The sequence below is a fragment of the Gordonia sp. B8661-1 genome, assembly GCF_059427765.1.
Genome location: NZ_JCAHRL010000002.1, coordinates 399,013 through 417,835 on the forward strand (window position 1 = coordinate 399,013; position 18,823 = coordinate 417,835).

19 protein-coding genes are annotated in these 18,823 nt (G+C 68.8%); 12 read left to right on the forward strand and 7 right to left on the reverse strand.

Translation table 11 applies throughout. The annotated features are described in order from the left end of the window. Positions 1 to 70: 70 nt before the first annotated feature. The 5 genes from folP (at position 71) to AC4JJG_RS05885 (ending at position 3,532) form a co-directional block, all read left to right on the forward strand. Positions 71 to 883 (forward strand): dihydropteroate synthase, encoded by an 813-nt coding sequence (gene folP, locus AC4JJG_RS05865; RefSeq protein ID WP_495400494.1) that lies wholly within the window; start codon positions 71 to 73, stop codon positions 881 to 883. After that, complete coding sequence (locus AC4JJG_RS05870) at positions 880 to 1,923, forward strand: glucosyl-3-phosphoglycerate synthase (protein WP_495399993.1); 1,044 nt, start codon at positions 880 to 882, stop codon at positions 1,921 to 1,923. Before folP ends, AC4JJG_RS05870 begins: the two co-directional genes overlap by 4 nt. Positions 1,924 to 1,965: 42 nt before the next feature. After that, a complete protein-coding gene (locus AC4JJG_RS05875; protein WP_495399994.1) occupies positions 1,966 to 2,313 on the forward strand; it encodes a DivIVA domain-containing protein in 348 nt (115 codons plus the stop codon). 167 nt (positions 2,314 to 2,480) lie between these two features. Then, entirely contained in the window at positions 2,481 to 2,648 is a 168-nt protein-coding gene (locus tag AC4JJG_RS05880; RefSeq protein ID WP_005171222.1) for a DUF3117 domain-containing protein, read from the forward strand. A 35-nt stretch (positions 2,649 to 2,683) separates the two neighbouring features. Next, the gene (locus tag AC4JJG_RS05885) at positions 2,684 to 3,532 is read left to right on the forward strand and encodes a putative RNA methyltransferase (protein ID WP_495399995.1); all 849 of its coding nucleotides are present in this window, start codon (positions 2,684 to 2,686) and stop codon (positions 3,530 to 3,532) included. 30 nt (positions 3,533 to 3,562) lie between these two features. Here the strand turns inward: AC4JJG_RS05885 and glgA are convergent, their stop codons facing one another. Further along, positions 3,563 to 4,729, reverse strand: coding sequence for a glycogen synthase (gene glgA, locus AC4JJG_RS05890; protein ID WP_495399996.1), 1,167 nt, complete (start codon positions 4,727 to 4,729; stop codon positions 3,563 to 3,565). 90 nt (positions 4,730 to 4,819) lie between these two features. On the opposite strand from glgA, the gene glgC reads away from it, so the two are divergent. Further along, complete coding sequence (gene glgC / locus AC4JJG_RS05895; protein ID WP_495399997.1) at positions 4,820 to 6,034, forward strand: glucose-1-phosphate adenylyltransferase; 1,215 nt, start codon at positions 4,820 to 4,822, stop codon at positions 6,032 to 6,034. A gap of 22 nt (positions 6,035 to 6,056) precedes the next feature. Here glgC and AC4JJG_RS05900 read toward each other — a convergent pair whose 3' ends face one another. The 3 genes from AC4JJG_RS05900 to cofD are packed head-to-tail and all read right to left on the reverse strand — an operon-like array spanning position 6,057 to position 9,033. Beyond that, on the reverse strand, positions 6,057 to 6,653 hold the full coding sequence (locus tag AC4JJG_RS05900) for an NUDIX hydrolase (protein WP_495399998.1): 597 nt from the start codon (positions 6,651 to 6,653) through the stop codon (positions 6,057 to 6,059). Beyond that, entirely contained in the window at positions 6,650 to 7,996 is a 1,347-nt protein-coding gene (locus AC4JJG_RS05905; protein WP_495399999.1) for a coenzyme F420-0:L-glutamate ligase, read from the reverse strand. Before AC4JJG_RS05905 ends, AC4JJG_RS05900 begins: the two co-directional genes overlap by 4 nt. Next, on the reverse strand, positions 7,993 to 9,033 hold the full coding sequence (cofD, locus tag AC4JJG_RS05910; RefSeq protein ID WP_495400000.1) for a 2-phospho-L-lactate transferase: 1,041 nt from the start codon (positions 9,031 to 9,033) through the stop codon (positions 7,993 to 7,995). Before cofD ends, AC4JJG_RS05905 begins: the two co-directional genes overlap by 4 nt. Positions 9,034 to 9,733: 700 nt before the next feature. Between cofD and AC4JJG_RS05915 the strand changes: the two genes are divergently transcribed. Continuing rightward, complete coding sequence (locus AC4JJG_RS05915) at positions 9,734 to 9,997, forward strand: WhiB family transcriptional regulator (RefSeq protein ID WP_495400495.1); 264 nt, start codon at positions 9,734 to 9,736, stop codon at positions 9,995 to 9,997. A gap of 101 nt (positions 9,998 to 10,098) precedes the next feature. Here AC4JJG_RS05915 and AC4JJG_RS05920 read toward each other — a convergent pair whose 3' ends face one another. Next, complete coding sequence (locus AC4JJG_RS05920; protein ID WP_495400001.1) at positions 10,099 to 10,641, reverse strand: metallopeptidase family protein; 543 nt, start codon at positions 10,639 to 10,641, stop codon at positions 10,099 to 10,101. A 129-nt stretch (positions 10,642 to 10,770) separates the two neighbouring features. Between AC4JJG_RS05920 and AC4JJG_RS05925 the strand changes: the two genes are divergently transcribed. The 3 genes from AC4JJG_RS05925 to manA all read left to right on the forward strand — a co-directional run bounded on the left by AC4JJG_RS05925 (position 10,771) and on the right by manA (position 13,746). Next, positions 10,771 to 11,301 carry a DUF3499 domain-containing protein gene (locus tag AC4JJG_RS05925; protein WP_495400002.1) on the forward strand — a complete coding sequence of 177 codons (531 nt, stop codon included), beginning with the start codon at positions 10,771 to 10,773 and terminating at the stop codon, positions 11,299 to 11,301. Between the two features lie 61 nt (positions 11,302 to 11,362). Next, the gene (locus AC4JJG_RS05930; RefSeq protein WP_495400003.1) at positions 11,363 to 12,496 is read left to right on the forward strand and encodes a hypothetical protein; all 1,134 of its coding nucleotides are present in this window, start codon (positions 11,363 to 11,365) and stop codon (positions 12,494 to 12,496) included. 2 nt (positions 12,497 to 12,498) lie between these two features. Continuing rightward, positions 12,499 to 13,746 (forward strand): mannose-6-phosphate isomerase, class I, encoded by a 1,248-nt coding sequence (manA, locus tag AC4JJG_RS05935; protein WP_495400004.1) that lies wholly within the window; start codon positions 12,499 to 12,501, stop codon positions 13,744 to 13,746. Between the two features lie 24 nt (positions 13,747 to 13,770). On the opposite strand, the gene eccE is transcribed toward manA, so the two are convergent. Next, positions 13,771 to 15,567: a type VII secretion protein EccE gene (eccE, locus tag AC4JJG_RS05940; protein ID WP_495400005.1), complete on the reverse strand. Its 1,797-nt coding sequence runs from the start codon at positions 15,565 to 15,567 to the stop codon at positions 13,771 to 13,773. Positions 15,568 to 15,756: 189 nt separating this feature from the next. Between eccE and eccB the strand changes: the two genes are divergently transcribed. Beyond that, positions 15,757 to 17,268 carry a type VII secretion protein EccB gene (eccB, locus tag AC4JJG_RS05945; RefSeq protein WP_495400006.1) on the forward strand — a complete coding sequence of 504 codons (1,512 nt, stop codon included), beginning with the start codon at positions 15,757 to 15,759 and terminating at the stop codon, positions 17,266 to 17,268. Positions 17,269 to 17,277: 9 nt separating this feature from the next. Here eccB and AC4JJG_RS05950 read toward each other — a convergent pair whose 3' ends face one another. Continuing rightward, a complete protein-coding gene (locus AC4JJG_RS05950; RefSeq protein ID WP_495400007.1) occupies positions 17,278 to 17,892 on the reverse strand; it encodes a TetR/AcrR family transcriptional regulator in 615 nt (204 codons plus the stop codon). Positions 17,893 to 18,006: 114 nt separating this feature from the next. Here AC4JJG_RS05950 and AC4JJG_RS05955 point away from each other — a divergent pair, with 114 nt between their 5' ends. Beyond that, a complete protein-coding gene (locus AC4JJG_RS05955; RefSeq protein ID WP_495400008.1) occupies positions 18,007 to 18,576 on the forward strand; it encodes an NAD(P)H-dependent oxidoreductase in 570 nt (189 codons plus the stop codon). Positions 18,577 to 18,823: the final 247 nt, after the last annotated feature.

The window sequence follows — 18,823 nt, forward strand, 5'->3', positions numbered from 1 at the left end:
CGTGTTGCCGACACCCTGCGCAGAGGACACGCTCTGCGGGAAATCCGTAGCCACCGACCGCGCGCTGGTCATGGCGATCGTCAACCGGACGCCGGATTCCTTCTACGATCGCGGGGCCAGCTTCGCCGACGAGGCGGCCCAGGCACGCGTGACGCAGGTGGTCGCAGAGGGGGCCGACATCATCGACATCGGCGGCGTCAAGGCCGGGCCCGGTGACGACGTCGATGCGGCCACCGAGATCGACCGGGTGATCCCGATGATCGAATGGATCCGCGAACGCCACCCGGATGTGCTGATCAGCGTCGACACCTGGCGAGCCGAGGTCGCGGACCGGGCCGTGGGGGCAGGCGCGGACCTGATCAACGACACCTGGGCGGGCTACGACCCGGAACTGGTGGCGGTGGCCGCGCAGCGGCGCGCCGGCATCGTCTGCTCGCACACCGGGGGCGCGACGGTCCGTACCCGTCCACATCGGGTGGCCTATCGGGACGTCGTCGCCGACGTGATCGCGGACGTGACCGCGGCGGCCGGCAGAGCCCGCGACGCGGGGGTCGCGGCGGACTCGATCGTCATCGATCCCACCCACGATTTCGGGAAAAACACCCACCACGGGCTCGCCTTGTTACGCCGCGTGAACGATCTCGTTAATACCGGCTGGCCGGTGCTGATGGCACTGAGCAACAAGGACTTCATAGGGGAGACTCTGGGTGTCGAACTCGACGAACGGCTGGAGGGCACCCTCGCCGCGACGGCATTGTCCGCCGCTGCGGGAGCCCGGATCTTCCGGGTGCACGAGGTGGCCGCCACCCGTCGCGTAGTCGACATGGTCGCGGCAATAGCCGGGACTCGTCCGCCCGTACGAACAGTCAGGGGACTCGCATGACCGAACAGACACGACGGGGTGCCCGGCGCGCCACGGTCGCCACCGGCCGCACCCGTCCGCATGCCGTATGGTCCGCGGAATCCGCGGAGACCGCCGACCACGTCCGGGCGCGCTGGGCCGTCACCAACACCTGGGAGCGGCCCGAATGGAGCATCGACGAACTCGTCGAGATGAAGGACGGACGCACCGTCTCGGTCGTTCTGCCCGCCCTCAACGAGGAGGACACGGTCGCCGACGTGATCGCGTCGATCATGCCGCTGTACGGAACCCTCGTCGACGAACTCATCGTCCTGGACTCCGGATCCACCGATGCGACAGCGGAACGGGCGCGCGCGGCGGGGGCGCGGGTGGTGAGCCGTGAGGACGCCGTGCCGGACCTGGCGCCGGTCCCCGGAAAGGGTGAGGTCCTCTGGCGTTCCATCGCCGCGACCACCGGCGACATCATCGCCTTCGTCGATTCCGATCTCATCGACCCGGACCCGATGTTCGTCCCGAAGATGCTGGGCCCGCTCCTCATCGACCCGCGGATTCAGCTGGTGAAGGGGTATTACCGCCGTCCGCTGCGGACCGGTGGGACGCAGGACAGCAACGGCGGCGGCCGCGTGACCGAGCTGGTGGCGCGTCCGTTGCTGGCGTCGCAGCGCCCGGATCTGACCGGTGTGCTGCAGCCGCTGGGCGGCGAATACGCGGGTACGCGCGAGCTGCTGTCGTCGGTCCCCTTCGCACCCGGCTACGGCGTCGAGATCGGACTGCTCATCGACACCTTCGACCGGTATGGTCTCGACGGCATCGGTCAGGTCAACCTCGGTGTGCGCACCCATCGCAACCGTCCGCTGATCGAACTGGGTGTGATGAGCAGGCAGATCGTCGGCACCCTGATGCGGCGCTGCGGCATCGACGACTCGGGTGCGGGCCTGACCCAGTTCACCGCCGAGGCCGACGGCTCCTTCACCCCGCACACCACCGAGGTGTATCTCGTCGACCGGCCACCGATGAACACCATCCGGGAGGCCGCCGGCGACACCGAAATGGCGTCCTGACGCCGCGGACGGCCGCCCGGTCGCGTCTGCCACTATGGGTTCATGCAGACGATCCTGCTGTATTTGCTGATCATGGCCGTCGTGGTGGCGGCGGTCTTCGCGGTGGTCTGGTTCGCGTTCGGGCGCGGGGAGGACCTGCCCGCGCCGGAGCCGGGGACGACGCTCACGCATCTGCCGCGGGCCGGCGTCACCGGCGACGACCTGCGTGGCGTCGTGTTCGCCCAGACCTTCCGCGGCTATTCGCCGAGCGAGGTGGACTGGGCCATGGAGAAAGCGGCCCGGGAGCTCGATGAGCTGCGCGGCACGCTCGCCCGGCTCGAGGCGCGGGCCGGCATCGAGGACGAGGCGGCACGCGGGGATGCGCCGGGCGCCGGTCCGGTCGTCCGCTGACCCGCGGGGTCGTTCGGATGGCGTCAGTTGATGTCAGAATCCGTGGCTGAGGGCGGCGTCGGCGCCATGACCACGTATCATTGCCATGGCGCCTGTGCATTTCCGACCGATGCCCGGGTGCGTGTATGTGCACATCACGCGGCAAATGCGCGGAAGGGAGTTCGAGAATGGCGGCAATGAAGCCACGTACTGGGGACGGCCCCCTCGAAGCGGCCAAGGAGGGACGTGGGATCGTTGTCCGGATTCCGATCGAAGGCGGAGGCAGGCTCGTCGTCGAGTTGACTGCCGATGAGGCCGCCGCGCTCGGCGAAGAACTGCGCGGAGTCGCCGGCTGACGCCAGCGCCCGGACGGCTACGCGCCGTCGAATCCGTGCTCAGCTGCCCGGTCTGCGGGGTCGACGCGGCCGATGCGGCATTGCATGTCACCGCCGATGATCGGTCGCTCACCTGCGCTGCGGCACACCGTTTCGACATAGCCCGGCAGGGGTACGTGACACTTTCCGACGGTCGGTCGGTAGCTCATCGTTCGGACACCGCTCCGATGGTCGCGGCACGTGCGCGGGTTCACGATTCCGGGGTGTTCGACGCGGTCGCCGACATCGTGGCGGATCGGGTCGTCGAGCATGTCGCGACCGCCGATGTTCCCCGCATAGTCCTCGATGCCGGGGCGGGCACCGGTCATTATCTGGGCCGTGTCCTCGATCGGCGTGATGATGTGCGGGGAGTCGGCCTCGACCTGTCGAAGTACTGCGCGCGAGCGGTGGCACGGGCACATCCGCGTGCGGTTGCCCTGGCCGCCGACGTCTGGCGTCCCCTGCCCATCGCCACGGGTTCGGTGGGCGCGGTGCTGTCGATCTTCTCGCCGCGCAACGCCACGGAGTTCGCGCGTGTCCTGCATCCTGAGGGAATCCTCGTCGTGGTGACCCCGAACCCCGATCACCTCGGTGAGATCGTCGGCCCCATGGACATGCTGGCGGTCGGTTCCGACAAGGAGGACCGGCTCCGGGAGACGCTGAGCCCGGAATTCGATCTCGTGGGCGAACAATCGGTGAGCCGTCGGACGAAGCTCTCCGCCGAGGCGATCGCCGATCTCGTCTCGATGGGGCCGTCGGCGTTCCATCACGATGCCGCCGACATCGCCGAACGGGCACAGAGCCTGCCCACGCCGATCGACGTGACGTCCTCCGTCACGATCAGCACCTTCGCGCCGTCGGCCTAACCCAGCGGTCGGCCTAACCCAGCGGTCGGTCTAGCCCAGCGCGGCACGGTAGACGTCGACGGTCTGCTCCGCGATGGTCGCCCACGAGAACGAGGTCTGCGCGCGTTCCCGGCCCGCCGTCCCCATGGCCGCGGCCTCCGTCGGGTCCCCGACGACGGTGTTCACCGCCTCGGCCAGTCCGGCCTCGAAGGCCTGCGGATCGGCCGGATCGTAGGGGACCAGACGGCCGGTCACGTTGTCGCGCACCACCTCCGGGATGCCGCCGACCTCCGACGCCACCACGGCCGTCCCGCAGGCCATTGCCTCCAGGTTCACGATGCCCAGTGGTTCGTACACCGACGGACATATGAAAACCGTTGCCGCGGTCAGGATCTCCCGGATTCGGAGTTGCGGCAGCATCTCCCGTATCCAGTGCACCCCGGATCGCTGTGCGGAGAGGGCGGCCACCGCGGCCTCGATCTCCGCGCCGATCTCCGGGGTGTCGGGTGCGCCGGCACAGAGTACGAGCTGGATGTCCGGATCGAACCGGTGAGCGGCCGCCACCAGGTGGGCCACACCTTTCTGGCGGGTGATGCGGCCGACGAACGCGACGATCGGCCGGTCGGGGTTCACACCGAGTGCGTCGAGCGCCGAGCCCGGGCCGAACGGGTCGTCGACCGGTGACCAGATCGACGTGTCGATACCGTTGCGTACCACGTGAACTCGATCGGGATCGACGCGCGGGTAGGTGTCGCAGACGTCGTTCCGCATTCCGGAACTGACCGCGATCACCGCGTCGGCATGCTCCACCGCGTTGCGTTCCACCCAGCTCGACACCCGATAACCGCCACCGAGCTGCTCGGCCTTCCAGGGCCGCATCGGTTCCAGTGAATGCGCGGTCAGCACATGGGGCACGCCCCACATCTGCGCGGCGACATGGCCGGCGAGCCCGGTGTACCAGGTGTGCGAGTGCGCCAGGTCCGCTTTCTCGGCGGCCACCGCCATCCGGAGGTCGGCCGACAACGTACGGATCGCCGGGTTCGCCTCGGCGAGCGCCGGATCGGGTTGATGCACAACGGCGGTGTCACGTTCGGTGCCCATGCAATGGACGTCCACGTCGATCAGCGCGCGAAGATGACGCACGAGTTCGGTGACGTGCACCCCGGCGCCGCCATACACCTCGGGCGGGTATTCCCGGGTCATCATCGCCACCCTCATGGGCACGAACCTAACGCCAACGGCGGGTGTTCGCCATCGCTGAGGGCATTCACGTGGCCACGTCGTGGGAAGCCGGTTAAGTTGGTGATTGTGAGATCACAGCCGCATGTGCTCGGGATCGTCCTCGCGGGCGGGGAGGGCAAACGCCTGTATCCCTTGACGATGGACCGCGCCAAGCCGGCGGTGCCGTTCGGCGGGTCGTACCGCCTCATCGACTTCGTGCTCTCGAACCTCGTGAACGCCGGCTACGAGCGAATCTGCGTGCTGACACAGTACAAATCGCATTCGCTCGACCGCCACATCTCGCAGACCTGGTGGTCGTCGGGCTTTCACGGCGAGTACATCACCCCGGTGCCTGCGCAGCAACGCCTCGGTCCGCGGTGGTACACGGGCAGTGCCGATGCCATCTTCCAGTCGATGAACCTCATCACCGACGAGGAACCGGAATACATCGTGGTCTTCGGCGCCGATCACGTCTACCGCATGGACCCGTCGCAGATGGTCGAGGCGCATATCGCGTCGGGTGCCGACGTGACCGTCGCGGGCATCCGGGTGCCACGCGCGGAGGCGACCGCCTTCGGCTGCATCGACGCCGACTCCGACGGCAAGATCACCCGTTTCCTCGAGAAGCCGAGCGATCCGCCCGGCACCCCCGACGATCCGGACGTCACGTTCGCCTCGATGGGCAACTATGTCTTCACCACCGCGGCGCTGGTCGACGCGATCCGCGCCGATGCCGAGGATTCCGACTCCGATCACGACATGGGCGGCGACATCATCCCGGCCTTCGTCGACAAGGGCACGGCCTACGTCTACGACTTCAAGGACAACGACGTGCCCGGTGCCACCGAACGCGACAAGGGCTACTGGCGCGATGTCGGAACACTCGACGCCTTCTATGACGCGCATATGGACCTGGTGTCGGTCCATCCGATCTTCAACCTCTACAACCGCCGCTGGCCCATCCGCGGTGAGACGATGAATCTGCCGCCCGCGAAATTCGTGCAGGGCGGTCTCGCGCAGGATTCGGTCGTCGGCGCGGGATGCATCATATCGGCTGCGACGGTGCGGGATTCGGTGCTGTCGTCGAATGTGGTCGTCGAGGACGGCGCCATCGTCGAGGGCAGCGTGGTGATGCCCGGCGCCCGGATCGGCAAGGGCGCGGTCGTGCGCCGAGCGATCCTCGACAAGAACGTCGTCGTCGAGCCGGGGCATCACCTCGGCGTGGATGTCGAGGCCGACCGCGAACGATTCTCCATCAGCGCGGGCGGCGTCGTCACCGTCGGCAAGGGCATCCGCGTCTGACGCTCACTCACTTCGTGAATGCTCACCCGGCCGGGTGAGCGAGTCCGCATTCGGTGAGCGCGCTGCTCCCCAGTTCGATCAGAGTGGGGATGTGGTCGAGGTCGGTGTTGCCCGGCAGGGCATCGACGGGCCACCAGGCGAGATCGGTGGATTCATCGCTGCGCACGATCGGTGGCAGGCCGCCGTCGCCCGGGTCCGCGGCCACCGCGGCGTACCGCACGTCGAGATGTCGGGTGGGCACGCCCAGCGAGCAGGTGATCGGATGCGTGTGGAGATGGACCGGCTCGGCCGTCAGCCGCAGGGTGGTGTTGCCCGACTCCTCACGGGCTTCGCGGTCCGCGGCATCGAGCAGGGTCGCGTCCGATTCCTCGCAGTGTCCGCCGAGCTGAATCCATTTGCCCACACGGGGATGCAGTGTCAGCAGGACATGGCGCAGGCCGGCGTCGAAGACGATCACCGATGCGGTCAGGTGACCGGGCTCGCTGCGTCGCAGGCAGGCATCGGGAGCCGCGTCGAGGAAGGCCAGATAGGTGTGCCGCAGGGAATCCTGATCCGCATCGGGCGGGGTCCATCCGCCCAGGGACGTGCGGGCCGAGGCGTGCAGGCTCGCACCGGTCATCGTTCCACGACCAATCCCTCGGTGTCGGCGGGTGGGCGGAGCCCTGCGGGCTCGGCCGGATGTCCGACCGCGATGGCGCCCAGCGGTTCCCATCGGTCATCGAGTTCGAGGACCTCGCGCACCACCTCGGGTGCGAAGATCGTCGACCCGATCCAGCAGCTACCGATCTCGCGAACCGACAGCGCCACCAGGAAGGAGTTCACTGCGCCGCCCGCGGCCACCGTGAACATGGTGTGTTCGGCCGCGTTGCGCCGGTCGTCGGGATAGTCGTGAGCGCCCTCGGGCACCAGGAACGGGATCACCAGTTCCGGTGCGTCGTACAGGATTCGGCCCCGGCGCAGTCGTCTGGCGATCGACTCCTCGGTCTTGTCGTCGGCGGTCAGGTCACGGCGCCAGGCCTCGGTCATGGCGTCGAGGAGTCGCTGCCTGCGTTCGGCCGACCGCACCCACACGAATCGCACGGGGTGGGTGTGATGCGGTGCGGGCGCGGTGAGCGCATCGGCGAAGGCCTCCGCCATCACTCCGGCATCGACGCCGCCGGGCTCGAACGCACGGACCGACCGGCGTGTGAGCAGTGCCTCGCGTCGTCCCTGGTCGATGGATTCGGCGGTGCCGAGCCGGAACAGGTCCTCCTCGGCCGCACGCACCAGGTCGGCCGCCGACGATCCGTCGTCGACCGGGCTGAGTCCGCGCACCACGGCGATCGGCACACCGGAAAGCTTGCCCTTCACCAGATCCGCGGCGGCGGCGACCTCGTCGGCCACCGCGATGTCGGTGACGACGAGGGGATTGCCGTAGCCGTCGGTACTGCCGTCATAGGCGTGGGAGACCGCGATGCCCGACGATCCGATCGCGACGTCGACCTGTCCGTTGCGCCACGCTCGGCCCATGGTGTCGGTGACCACCACGGCGACGTCGCGTCCGGAGAGTTCGGCGATACGTGTCCGGAGTCCCGCCGCACTGGCATCCGGGTCGAGGGGGAGGAGCGCGAGTTCGTCGGTGGCCACATTCGATCCGTCCACACCGGCCGCGGCCTGCACCAGACCGTTGCGGTTCTCGGTGATCAGGGTCCGGTTCTTCCGCGCGAGCACCCGGACGGACTCATCGTCGATGAGCTTGCGGCGCAACGCGTCCCGCTCGTCGGGATCAGTGGGCGCGGCCACCATGCGGCCCTCGGTCTTGGAGAAGATCTTGCTCGTCACCACCACCACGTCACCGTCGGTGAGCCACGGCGCCGCCGCGAGCAGCTCGGCGGCGATGTCGCTGTCGGGGCCGAATTCGCCGAGTCCGGTGACCGGGCGGATCTCCAGGCCGTCCGGGGCACGATGATCGGGCCGGGTCACGAGGCGGACTCCGGCACGGTAACACCGACGAGCGCACAGGCGTCGCGCATCATCTGCGCGGTCGTGGACGGATCGGACATGAGCAATGGTGCCTCGCCGATCGCGATGCCCTCGACCTCCGCGTGATCGCCCTCGGCGATGAGCCACCCGTCGAGGATGCCGTTCCCGCTGCGGGCACCGAAATGTGCGGCGATGGCCTCCGCCGACGTCTCCACGCCGATGACGTCCAGGCATTCGTCGGCCATGCCCCGCAACGGCCGGTTGTCGATGACCGGGGAGATGCCGACGACCGGTGCGTCGGTGGTGCGCAGGGCCGCACGGATGCCCGGGACGCTGATCACCGCACCGATGCTGACCACCGGGTTGCTCGGCGCCAGCACCACGATGTCGGCCTCGGCGATGGCCTCGAGGACGCCGGGTGCGGCCTTCGTGTCGTCGGAGCCGACCTGCGCGAAGCCGAAGGTCGGGATCTTCGCGCGATGACGCACCCACCACTCCTGGAAGTGAATGGCGATCCGCTCGTCCTCGGCGCCATCGGGTTTCGCGACCACCACATGTGTCTCATGCCGGTCGTCGGTCGCCGGTAGCAGCCGGACGCCGGGCTGCCACCGCCGGCACAGTGCCGCGGTGACGTCGGAGAGCCGATATCCCGCGTCGAGCATCTGGGTGCGGATCAGGTGGGTGGCGAGATCGCGATCGCCCAGCCCGAACCAGTCGGGGTCGGCGCCGTAGGCGGCCAGTTCCTCCTTGGCGTGCCAGGTCTCGCCGACCCGTCCCCACCCGCGCTCGGTGTCGATGCCGCCGCCCAGCGTGTACATGCAGGTGTCGAGGTCGGGGCAGATCCGGACGCCGTGCATCCACGCGTCGTCGCCGACATTGACGATCGCGGTGATCTCATGTCGTTCATTCGGAGTAATCGCCGCAGCCGGTTCGGAGTCATCCGTGGACGCGGGAAAGGGCGTGTGGCCGAGCAACTCTCGGACACCGGACAGGAATCGGGCGCCACCGACGCCACCGACGAGAACCGTCACTTTCACACCGCTCACTGTAGTGCCCCGGAGAACCGGACCCGCGCGGCAGTCCTCCTGCCTGCGGCGCTGCGTCGGTGCGCGACGATTCGCTACGATGGGCCACGGTCGCCGATCGATTGTGGGCGGCGGCCGGGGGGAGGGGCGTGACTGTGAGATTCGTCGTTTTGGCGACGCGCCGACGTGTCGGGACCGGGTGTAGTCGGTCGTCGATGGTATTAAGGAATCTTTCTCTTTAACTTGACCTGCTCCTGCCGACCGTGTGTAATCACATCAGTGTCATTCCGAGTTTGAGATCGAGAACCGATGGAGCGCAAGCGTTTCGATCACTTGTTCGAATAACCCGGAGGGTGGAACGCCCGGCACGCCATGAGATCGATCGTGCAACGTTGGTGGCATGGCTTCGGTCACGTCCACCGGATGACCGGAACTGACAGTATTCTTTCCAAGCTAGGAGGCGCCGACGATGGCTTTCGACGAACCGATCGGCAATCCCCTTGAGACAGACAGCTATTCGAGTCCCGACTCTTTTATGCCGCAGCAGCCGGAACCGGCCCGTCCCGGACTGTCGGGTGCTGACGGCGGACCGCTCTTCGGTGTGAATCGCTTTGGGCTGCCGGGTGATTCGGTCCTGCTGGGCGATTCTGCCGAGCAGGGGCGCGTGCAATCGGTGCCCGCGGACAATTCCCCGTGGGGGCAGCAGCGACATCTGTCGTTGGTGCCCAACGACTTCGACGGCCTCTTCGAGACCATCGAGGAGCAGTGGCAGGATCGTGCGCTCTGCGCGCAGACCGATCCCGAGGCCTTCTTCCCGGAGAAGGGCGGTTCGACCCGTGAGGCCAAGCGGATCTGCCAGGGGTGCGAGGTGAAGGCGGAATGCCTCGAGTACGCGCTCCACAACGATGAGCGTTTCGGTATCTGGGGCGGACTCTCCGAGCGGGAGCGTCGTCGCCTCAAGCGCGGCATCGTCTGAGTCGCAAGTGAATCGGCCGTAGGCCCACACACCGAACGCTGTCGCGGCGGTTCCCGAATCCGGGAGTCGCCGCGACAGCGTTTTGGTGCGGTCGTACCGGTTTAGTCCGGTCCCTCGTCGATCGTGTCCTCGTCGACGCCGAGATGTGTCGCCACCTGCTGTACCAGCACCTCGTGCACGAGCTCGAGAAGGTCGGCGCCGCGTTTGGCCCGAATCTCCAATGGCCGCCGGAACAGGATGATCTGCGCCCGCGACGGTCGTCCGTGCACATCGATGCCCGCCGGGATCAGCCGCGCCAAGGGGACGGCCCCGTCGGCGGTCACCTCGTCGGGCCACTGGATGGAGTCGGGGTCCCGGGGGAGCATGCGCGGGATGTCGTCAACCGCGATGTCGAGTCCGGTCAGTTGCTCGTGCCAGCGTGTGTCGATCTCGCTGAACGCGTCGAGGACCACCGCGTCGAAGTCGTCCGATCGACTGGTGAATGCGGGCACGAATTGGGGCAGCAGCGGCGCCCTCAGTCCCCGCCCTCGACGATCCCGGACGCGGCCGCGGCGCACCCGCGCACCCGGCGTGTGTGCCGTCTCACTGCGGCGACGGGACTGGTCACCCCGGCCACGTCCCCGCACGGGTGGATCGAAACGCATGACGAGAGTGTATGTCCCGACCGGCCGGGGCCGTCGACGGTCCGCCCTGGCGCGCGGTCACGCCTGTTTGTGGGGCCCGAGCGCGTGTCGTCGGCCGTTCCCGGCGCGCGGAGGGATAATCTCGATGACGTGAAGCTTCCCCGACAGTGCTGCCGACCCGGCTGCGCCCGTCCCGCGGTGGCTACCCTGACCTTCGTTTATGCCGAATCCACGGCGGTCATCGGGCCGCTGGCGAGCACCGACGAGCCCCATTCCTGGGACCTCTGCGACGATCACGCACGTCGTATCACGGTGCCGCGCGGCTGGGAGATGCTGCGCAGCGAACGCGGATTCTCGGCACCGGTCGCCGAGGACTACGAGCTGACCGCTCTCGCCGAGGCCGTCCGGGAAGCGAGCGGCGGCGCACACGTTCCGTCCGGTGATCGCTGGGCCGATGCCTTCGACGGCCTCGAGGACACCCCGGCGGGACGACAGCGCGGCGGCCGCGTCGCAGGTCAGTCGGGTGAACCGCGCCGATCCGCGGACGATGCCCCACGATTCACGCCACGCGCCGGTTCCGCGGGACAGCAGGGGACTGCGCGCACCCCGGGTCAGCGTTCGGCCACCCCGCGTCCGGGCCGGCGCGGCCATCTGCGGGTGCTGCCCGATCCGATCGACTGAGGTCCCGGCGGGATCGACCGGGGACGGAATCGTCCGGGCGTCAGGCACTAGTCTGGATGGCATGAGAACCGGTGCTCCCGACCTTGACAACGTCGAGGAGTTGATGATGGCCGACGTCGACGGCCTGTTGCCGTCCGTCGCCCTCGCCGGAGCCCAGGTCCGTGCGATCGCCGAGGCGGAGCGGGAGGGCGTCCTCGAACCCCTGTCGCAGCTGCGCCCGCGCAGTGTCGTGATCGTGTGCGGGACCGTCGGCCCGGCGTTGCGCGCCGCTCACCTGATCGTCGCTGCCATCGGCTCCCGGATCGACGTGCCGATCGTCGTCGGCCCCGCGCTGCCCGGCTGGATCGGGCCGCTCGACGTCGTGGTGGTGGCCGGCGACGATGCCGGCGACATCGCTCTCGCCGATGCGGCCGCGCGTTCACTGCGTCGCCGGGCCGAAGTCGTCGTCCTCGCGCCGGTCGAGGGGCCGCTGCGGGAGGCTCTGGCCGGCAGCGGCATCGATCTGTCCCCGCGGGTCCCGGTGGATCCCCGATTCCGGTTCATCGGGATCGCCGCGGCACTGCTGGCCGTCTTCGTCGCGCTCACCCAGGTGCGGTTCACCGGGCAGGCGCCCGCGCTCGCCGGACTCGCGGACGCCCTCGACGAGGAGGCGTCCACCGATCATCCGGCGAACGAAAGCTTTCACAATCGTGCGAAGTCGCTCGCGGCCCGGCTGGACGACCGGTCGGCCGTCTGGGTGGGGGACACGGCGGCCGCGGCCGTGATCGCCGACCACGCATCCCGCGTGATGATCGGGGTGGCGGGGGTGGTCGGTGCCGCCGCCGAGTTCGCCGATGTACCGCGCCTGATGCGCCTCTGGTCGGAGCGCAGCGGGGCGTCGCCGACGGACTCGCTGTTCTACGACCCCGAGTTCGACGGTCCCGCTCCGGTGAATCCGCCGCGGGTTCTGACGATCACCACGGCAGGCCGCGAGTGGGCCGTCCGCCGGCGCCTGGAGGGCTTCGTCGACCTCGACGTCCTCGTCGGTGACGACCTGTCGACCTCCGAGGGTGCGGAAACGGTTGTACCGGTGGATCGTTCGATGGGGGGCGGGGAGTTGGTCTCCGATGCGCCCGCGGACCTGCGCTCGCTGCTGTTGCTGTCCCTGCGGATCGAGATGGCCGCGGTGTACCTGCGGCTGATCAGGGCGGCCTGACGATGCGTCTGCTCGAGGGCGTGGTACGCCCGTATGCCTGGGGTTCTCGCACGGCGATCGCGTCGATGCGCGGCAAACCGGTTCCGTCGCCGCATCCGGAGGCCGAACTGTGGTTCGGTGCCCACCCGGCGGGACCGGCCGTCTGCATGCGCGCCGACGGCACGCCCGACGTCGACCTGCTGACCGCCATCGACCGGGACCGCACGGACACACTGGGCGAGGCCACCGCGGAACTCTTCGACGGACGGTTGCCCTTCCTGTTGAAAGTGCTCGCCGCCGAGGAAGCTCTGTCCCTGCAGGCACATCCGAGCGCCGAGCAGGCGAGACAGGGCTTCGAACGCGAGAACCGGCTCGGGCTGGGCATGGACGCGCCGAACCGTAACTACCGGGATCCGTGGCACAAGCCCGAACTGATCGTCGCCATCACCGACTTCGAAGCGCTCGCCGGATTCCGTGAGCCCGCCGAGACAGTCGAGTTGCTCCGCGAACTACAGGTGAGTGAGCTCGACCCCTATCTCGGAATGCTTGCCGGACAACCGGATTCCGAAGGTCTGCGCGCATTGTTCACCACCTGGCTGACGCTGCCCGACTCGATGATCGCAACGCTGGTGCCCGCGGTGCTGGCCGGGGCCGTCGCCGTGCTGGGTGGCGGCGACACCCGGTTCGGTGCGGAGATGCGTACGGTACTGGAACTCGGCGAGGTGTATCCGCGCGATCCCGGTGTGCTGGCCTCCCTGCTGCTGAACCGCATCCGGCTCGCGCCGGGAGAGGGGCTCTACCTGCCGGCGGGCAACCTGCACGCCTACCTCCAGGGCACCGGTGTGGAGATCATGGCGAACTCCGACAACGTGCTCCGCGGCGGACTCACGCCGAAACACATCGACGTCCCCGAACTGCTTCGGGTCTTGGACTTCTCGCCGGTCAGTGTCGCCGATCTGACCCCGCCCGCACGGACGGTCGGCGCCGAACACATCTACCTGACGCCCGCACCGGAATTCCGGTTGTCGCGGGTGGAACTCGACGGAACGGGTTTGCGGCAACCGCCGTCGATCTCCTTCGACATGCCCGGCCCGCAGGTCCTCGCGGTACTCCAGGGCACCCTCGAGGTGCGTCCGGTGGGCGGCGACGTGGTGACTGTGGCTGCAGGACAGGCGATCTGGATCGATGACACGGACCCGGACGTGGTGGTCCACGCCGCGTCCTCGCGGGCGATCTTCTACCGCGCACGGGTGCCGCTCGGCGACGACTGAGCGAGCCGGGCAGCGGTTCATCGCTCAGCGGCCGATGAAGTTCCATTCGTCCGGGGTGGCGACCATGGTGACCGCAACCCGATCGGTCGGTGTGGTGACCGAGAAGTTCTGGGGCGTACGGGAATTCTGTCGGAGGATGACCGAGGCATCCGGCACCAGTTCGGCGACTCGCGGGTCGCCCGGGGCGAGGACGGTGATGTGCGTGGTGCCGGCATCGGGTACGGGGCCGCGCATCCCGTCGAAGACCGCGACGCGGTGCCCCGATGCCTGCGGGACGCGATCTCCGCTCATCGCGAGTTGTCGTGGGTCGGCGACGGCGGCGACCAGATGACTCCACTGCACGGGGCGCACACTGTGAATGGTCACCGACGCACCAATCGCCACCGCGCGCAGGATGACCTGCGAAACCAGTTGCGGCCCTGCCGCGATGGCGATCTCACCGACGTCCGGGCCGATCAGCGGTACCGCCACGGCCCGACCGGTGTGGTCGGCGCCGACGAGCTGCCCACAGCCGCCCGCGGGCAATGCCAGTCGGTGCAGCAGGGTCTGCGCCTCGGCGCCGCGAATCACCGGCAGTGATCGGGTCAGCCTGGGCGACACCGCGATCGGCAGACTCGCGCCGAGTGCATCGAAATGATGTCCGTCCAGCGGGATGAGGGCGTCCGGCCACGCGTCGATCGCCCGTCCCGCAGTCGGCACCTCGGCGAAACGCGCGATGGCGCCGACCTCGAGTTCACCCTCGGCGTCGTGGCGCATCCGGACGGTGACCGTCGTCGACAGCGCCGGATTGACCCAGACCGACGAGAGCAGCGGACCGATGGCCTCCGGTGCGACCGCCGCACTGCGGAACCGCAACGCCTGCATGTCCACCGACTGCCACGCCTCGTCCAACTCGTCGAGGGGAGCGCCCTCGGCCAACTGGGCGGTGACCGCGGTGATCTCCGCGCCGTTCAGGATCGACACACGTAAACCGTGTTCGGACAGCCGATTCGCCACGCGCCGCGTGGTGATCGTCGCGGTTCGCAGAGCGCCCTCCGCCCCACCGCCGCGCCGGGCCACCGCGTCCGCGCAGTCGAGGGGATTGAGGCGGAGCACCACCAGAACCGAGCGGTGCGCCGTCGCCGACAGCGGTCCCAGCGTCCGGTGGTAGGAGGCCGCCACGGTACCCGCGCCCCAGGTGCGGATGCCGTGGCTGATCACCTCGATGGAGTCGAGGGCGATGTCGAAGGGGTTGATGCACTCGGCCAGTGCTGCGAGCGGGACGATCTGACCGTGCGGGTCCGAGACCGACGACGAGCCGGGCATCAGATAGGTGGCCGACGGCGCGGCCGGAGCGACCCGCAGCACCGTGATCAACGTGTCGCCGACCCAGCGGGCGCCGATGGTGTCGTGTCCGGTCGACGTGGCCGTGCGCATGGAGGCGTGGGCGTTGGTCTGGTTGCCGACCGGGATGTCGAAGGGAGCGGGTGCGACGTCGATCGAGCGGCGCCGCGACCGTGCCCAGCCGAAGCCGAGACGTTCGCCTGCCCATGCCACGAGGGACGGTTTCCCGGGCAACGGTAGGAGTGCCAGGGAGATCACGGCTGCCACCACGAGCGCTATCCAGCCGATCGTCGAGCCGCTGAGCGCCCAGACGACGATGCCGAGGGCCAGGATGACCTCGATGACGACGACCGTCTGCAGGCGAAGACCCCGCCGCAGTCGGTCGGTCGTCGTTCCCGCGGACGGCGTCGCGGTCGTGGGCACCGGCCCCATGCCGCTCTGCCCGCCACGCGCCGACGGCCGGCCGTCGGTACGGATCGGCGCAGTTCGGATCGCCATGTCCTCCCCCTTGTCACCCCGTCCGGCGGCCGCCACACCCGCCGATCCGTCTGGCAATGTATTCGGTTACGCTACTACGCGTCTATCGGTCGATGACCAGGCGATCCATACCGATGGGGGGGACCATCGGCCGGTGTTGCGCCGATCTGGCGGACCGCCTCGCACGGACACCGCGGAAGGGGAGGACAGGTGGCCCGGCAGCTCACCACCAAGGCCCAGGTCAACGGGTACCGCTTCCTTCTGCGTCGACTCGAGCACGCACTGGTCCGGCGGGACGTGCGCATGCTGCACGATCCCATGCGATCGCAGTTCCAGGCGCTCCTCGTGGGTACGCTGCTCGGGTTGCTCCTGCTGGGCGGCTGCGGCGTGTGGGGACTCGTCAAGCCGCAGGGCTCGGTCGGTGACGCGAAGATCGTCACGAGCAAGGACAGCGGCGGCAGCTATGTACTCGTGGACGGCACCCTGCATCCGGTGCTCAACCTGGCCTCGGCGCGGTTGATCACCGGCAGCAACGAGAGCCCGAAATCGGTGAGCGACGGCAAGCTGACCGGCTACCCGCGCGGGCCGCTCCTGGGCATCCCGGGTGCGCCGGTCTCGCTGAACAAACCGGCGCACGGCGGCCGGTCGGCCTGGACGGTCTGCGATTCGGCGACGGTGTCCCCGGATGTCTCCGGCGAGGCCATCGCGCTCACCGTCGTCGGCGGTCCCCTGCAGACCGGAGGTGACCGGACCGACGCCGCGTCCGACGACGCCGGCCTGTTGGTAGCCAACGGCGACAAGACATTCCTGATCTATCAGGTCGAGCGCGACGGCGCGCGCACGGCGGTGCGCGCCGAGGTCGACACCGACAGCAAACCGGTGATGCGGGCACTCGGTCTGGACGGCGTGACGCCGAGGGCCATGAGCACCGGATTGCTCAACACGTTCCCCGAGGTCGACCGTCTCACGGTGCCCCGTATCGAGGGCGCCGGCCGGTCCGGTGCCCTGCGGGCCGACGGGGTGGTCGTCGGATCCGTGGTCAAGACCGTCGGCATCGACGATCGCACGAACTTCTACGTGGTTCTGCGCGACGGCGTCCAGCAGGTGTCCGAGGCGACGGCCGAGATCCTGCGCATGGCCGATCGTGACGGTTCGGCGCCGGTGCAGTCGGTCGCGCCCGGCCTGGTCACCGCCGCGTCGAGCAGCGTTGCACTGCCTGTCCGCGAATTCCCGCGGCGCGCACCACGTCTCGTCGACACCGCATCCGCGTCGACGATCTGCCAATCCTGGTCACGCGGTGAGAACGACCCGCGCGCCGACACCGGTCTGCTGGTCGGCCGCACCCTGCCGCTGGCCGACGACGCCAAGCCCGTGCGGTTGACCACCTCCGACGGCTCCGGGCCGGGTCTCGATCAGGTGTTCCTGCCTCCCGGCTCAGGGGAGTACATCCAGGTGACCGGTGCGGAACCGGACAGCGCCCGTGCCGAATCCCGTTACTACATCAGCGATTCGGGCATCCGGTTCGGCATCCCCGACGCCGCCACCGGCTCCGTGCTCGGACTGGGGGACAAGCCGGTTCGTGCGCCGTGGTCGGTCATCTCGCTGCTCGGTGCGGGGCCCGTGCTGTCGCGGCCCGCGGCGCTGGTGGCGCATGACGGCATGGCGCCGGACGAACGCGGTGTCCCCGTCGCCACGCCGGGCAACGCCCCGAACGGCGGTTAGCGGCCTCCGTCACCCGCGTCCGCGGGCGAGCGTGCGGACCATGTCCTCCCAGCGATCGGCAATGGTCTCGGTGTCGAGGCCCTCGACGTCGAGAAGGTACTGGATGGGGCCGGCGTTCAGCGGAGCGTGGACCGCGATGGCGAGCACCTTCGGGTCGGACCCGAAACCCATGTCTCGCAAGAGGAATTGCACGTGCCGATACGAGGCCGCACCCGCGGGATGTGCCATGAACTCGGAGCCGACGGCCTCGATGAGCAGTTCCAGGTGATCGACGGTCATCTTGATACGGGCACGACCGTAGGCGATCAGCCGGTCGAGCGGCGGCGCACCGGGACCCATGGGTGCCGGGCCGGACAGGTACTGCTGCTGGAGGCCGGATTCGGTGTGGTCGAGCAGAGCCATCATCAGTCCGGTGCGGCTGCCGAAGCGGCGGAAGACGGTGCCCTTGCCGACTCCGGCCGCCTTGGCGACCGCCTCCATGCTGACGGCTGCGGCGCCCTGCGTGTCGATCAGTTCCGTGGCGGCGGCGAGCAGCAACTGACGGTTGCGGGCGGCGTCGGCGCGTTCGGGAGGCGTGCCGGTGGTCAGCTCCAGCCCGATGTGGTTGCTGTCCGGGTTCGACACGTGATGAGCCTAACTCTTGACGAGGGACGGAATTATTCGGACCGTAGTCCGGTTGCTGCACTCAGGCAAATAGCGGTGCGAAGCGCCGTCCCGATCGAGAAAGAGGAGTGGGCGATGGCCGAACGAGATGTGGAGATCGCAGTACTGGTGGGCAGTCTCCGGAAGGAATCCGTCAATCGCGCACTCGCGCGGGTGGCTGCGGAGAACGCGCCCGAGGGCGTCACCGTGCGGATCGTGGAGAACCTGGGCGCGGTGCCCTTCTACAACGAGGACGAGGATCCGGCGACGGAACCGGGCGCGACGCTCGCCCCCGAGGTCGCGGCTCTCCGTGAGCCGGTGGAGCGCGCCGACGCGGTGCTCCTGGTGACCCCGGAATACAACGGCACCATCCCGGCCGTGCTGAAGAACGCCATCGACTGGTTGTCGCGGCCGTACGGCAGCGGCGCCGTGAACGGCAAGCCGGTCGGCGTGATCGGAGCATCGCTGGGCCGGTACGCCGGGACCTGGTCGCGCACCGACACCCGCAAGTCGGTGGGCATCGCGGGCGGACGGGTCGTCGAGGACATCGAGGTCGGTCTCCGCACGACCGATCTGGGCGACGCCGGCGCCGACGATCCGGCGGTCGTCGAACAGGTCGTGGCGGCCGTGCGCCGGCTCGCCGACGAGGTGACCGTGCCGGCCTGACGCCGCCGGGCGCATGGGACGCCGCGGAGGGACGAGGGTCCCGCCGCGGCGTTTTTCGTGCCGTGGGTGTGGCTCGGCCGGCGGCGTGCGGCGGACCGTCTGTGGACTGCCGTGGGACATGTTGTGGACAGGTGGGGGACAACCCTGTGGACGACACGCCGGACACGCCCGACTTTACGATTGCGCACTCGTCCGACCTGCGAGTTTCAAGAATGTTATTCACAAGTTCTAGTGGTGGCGAGAATTG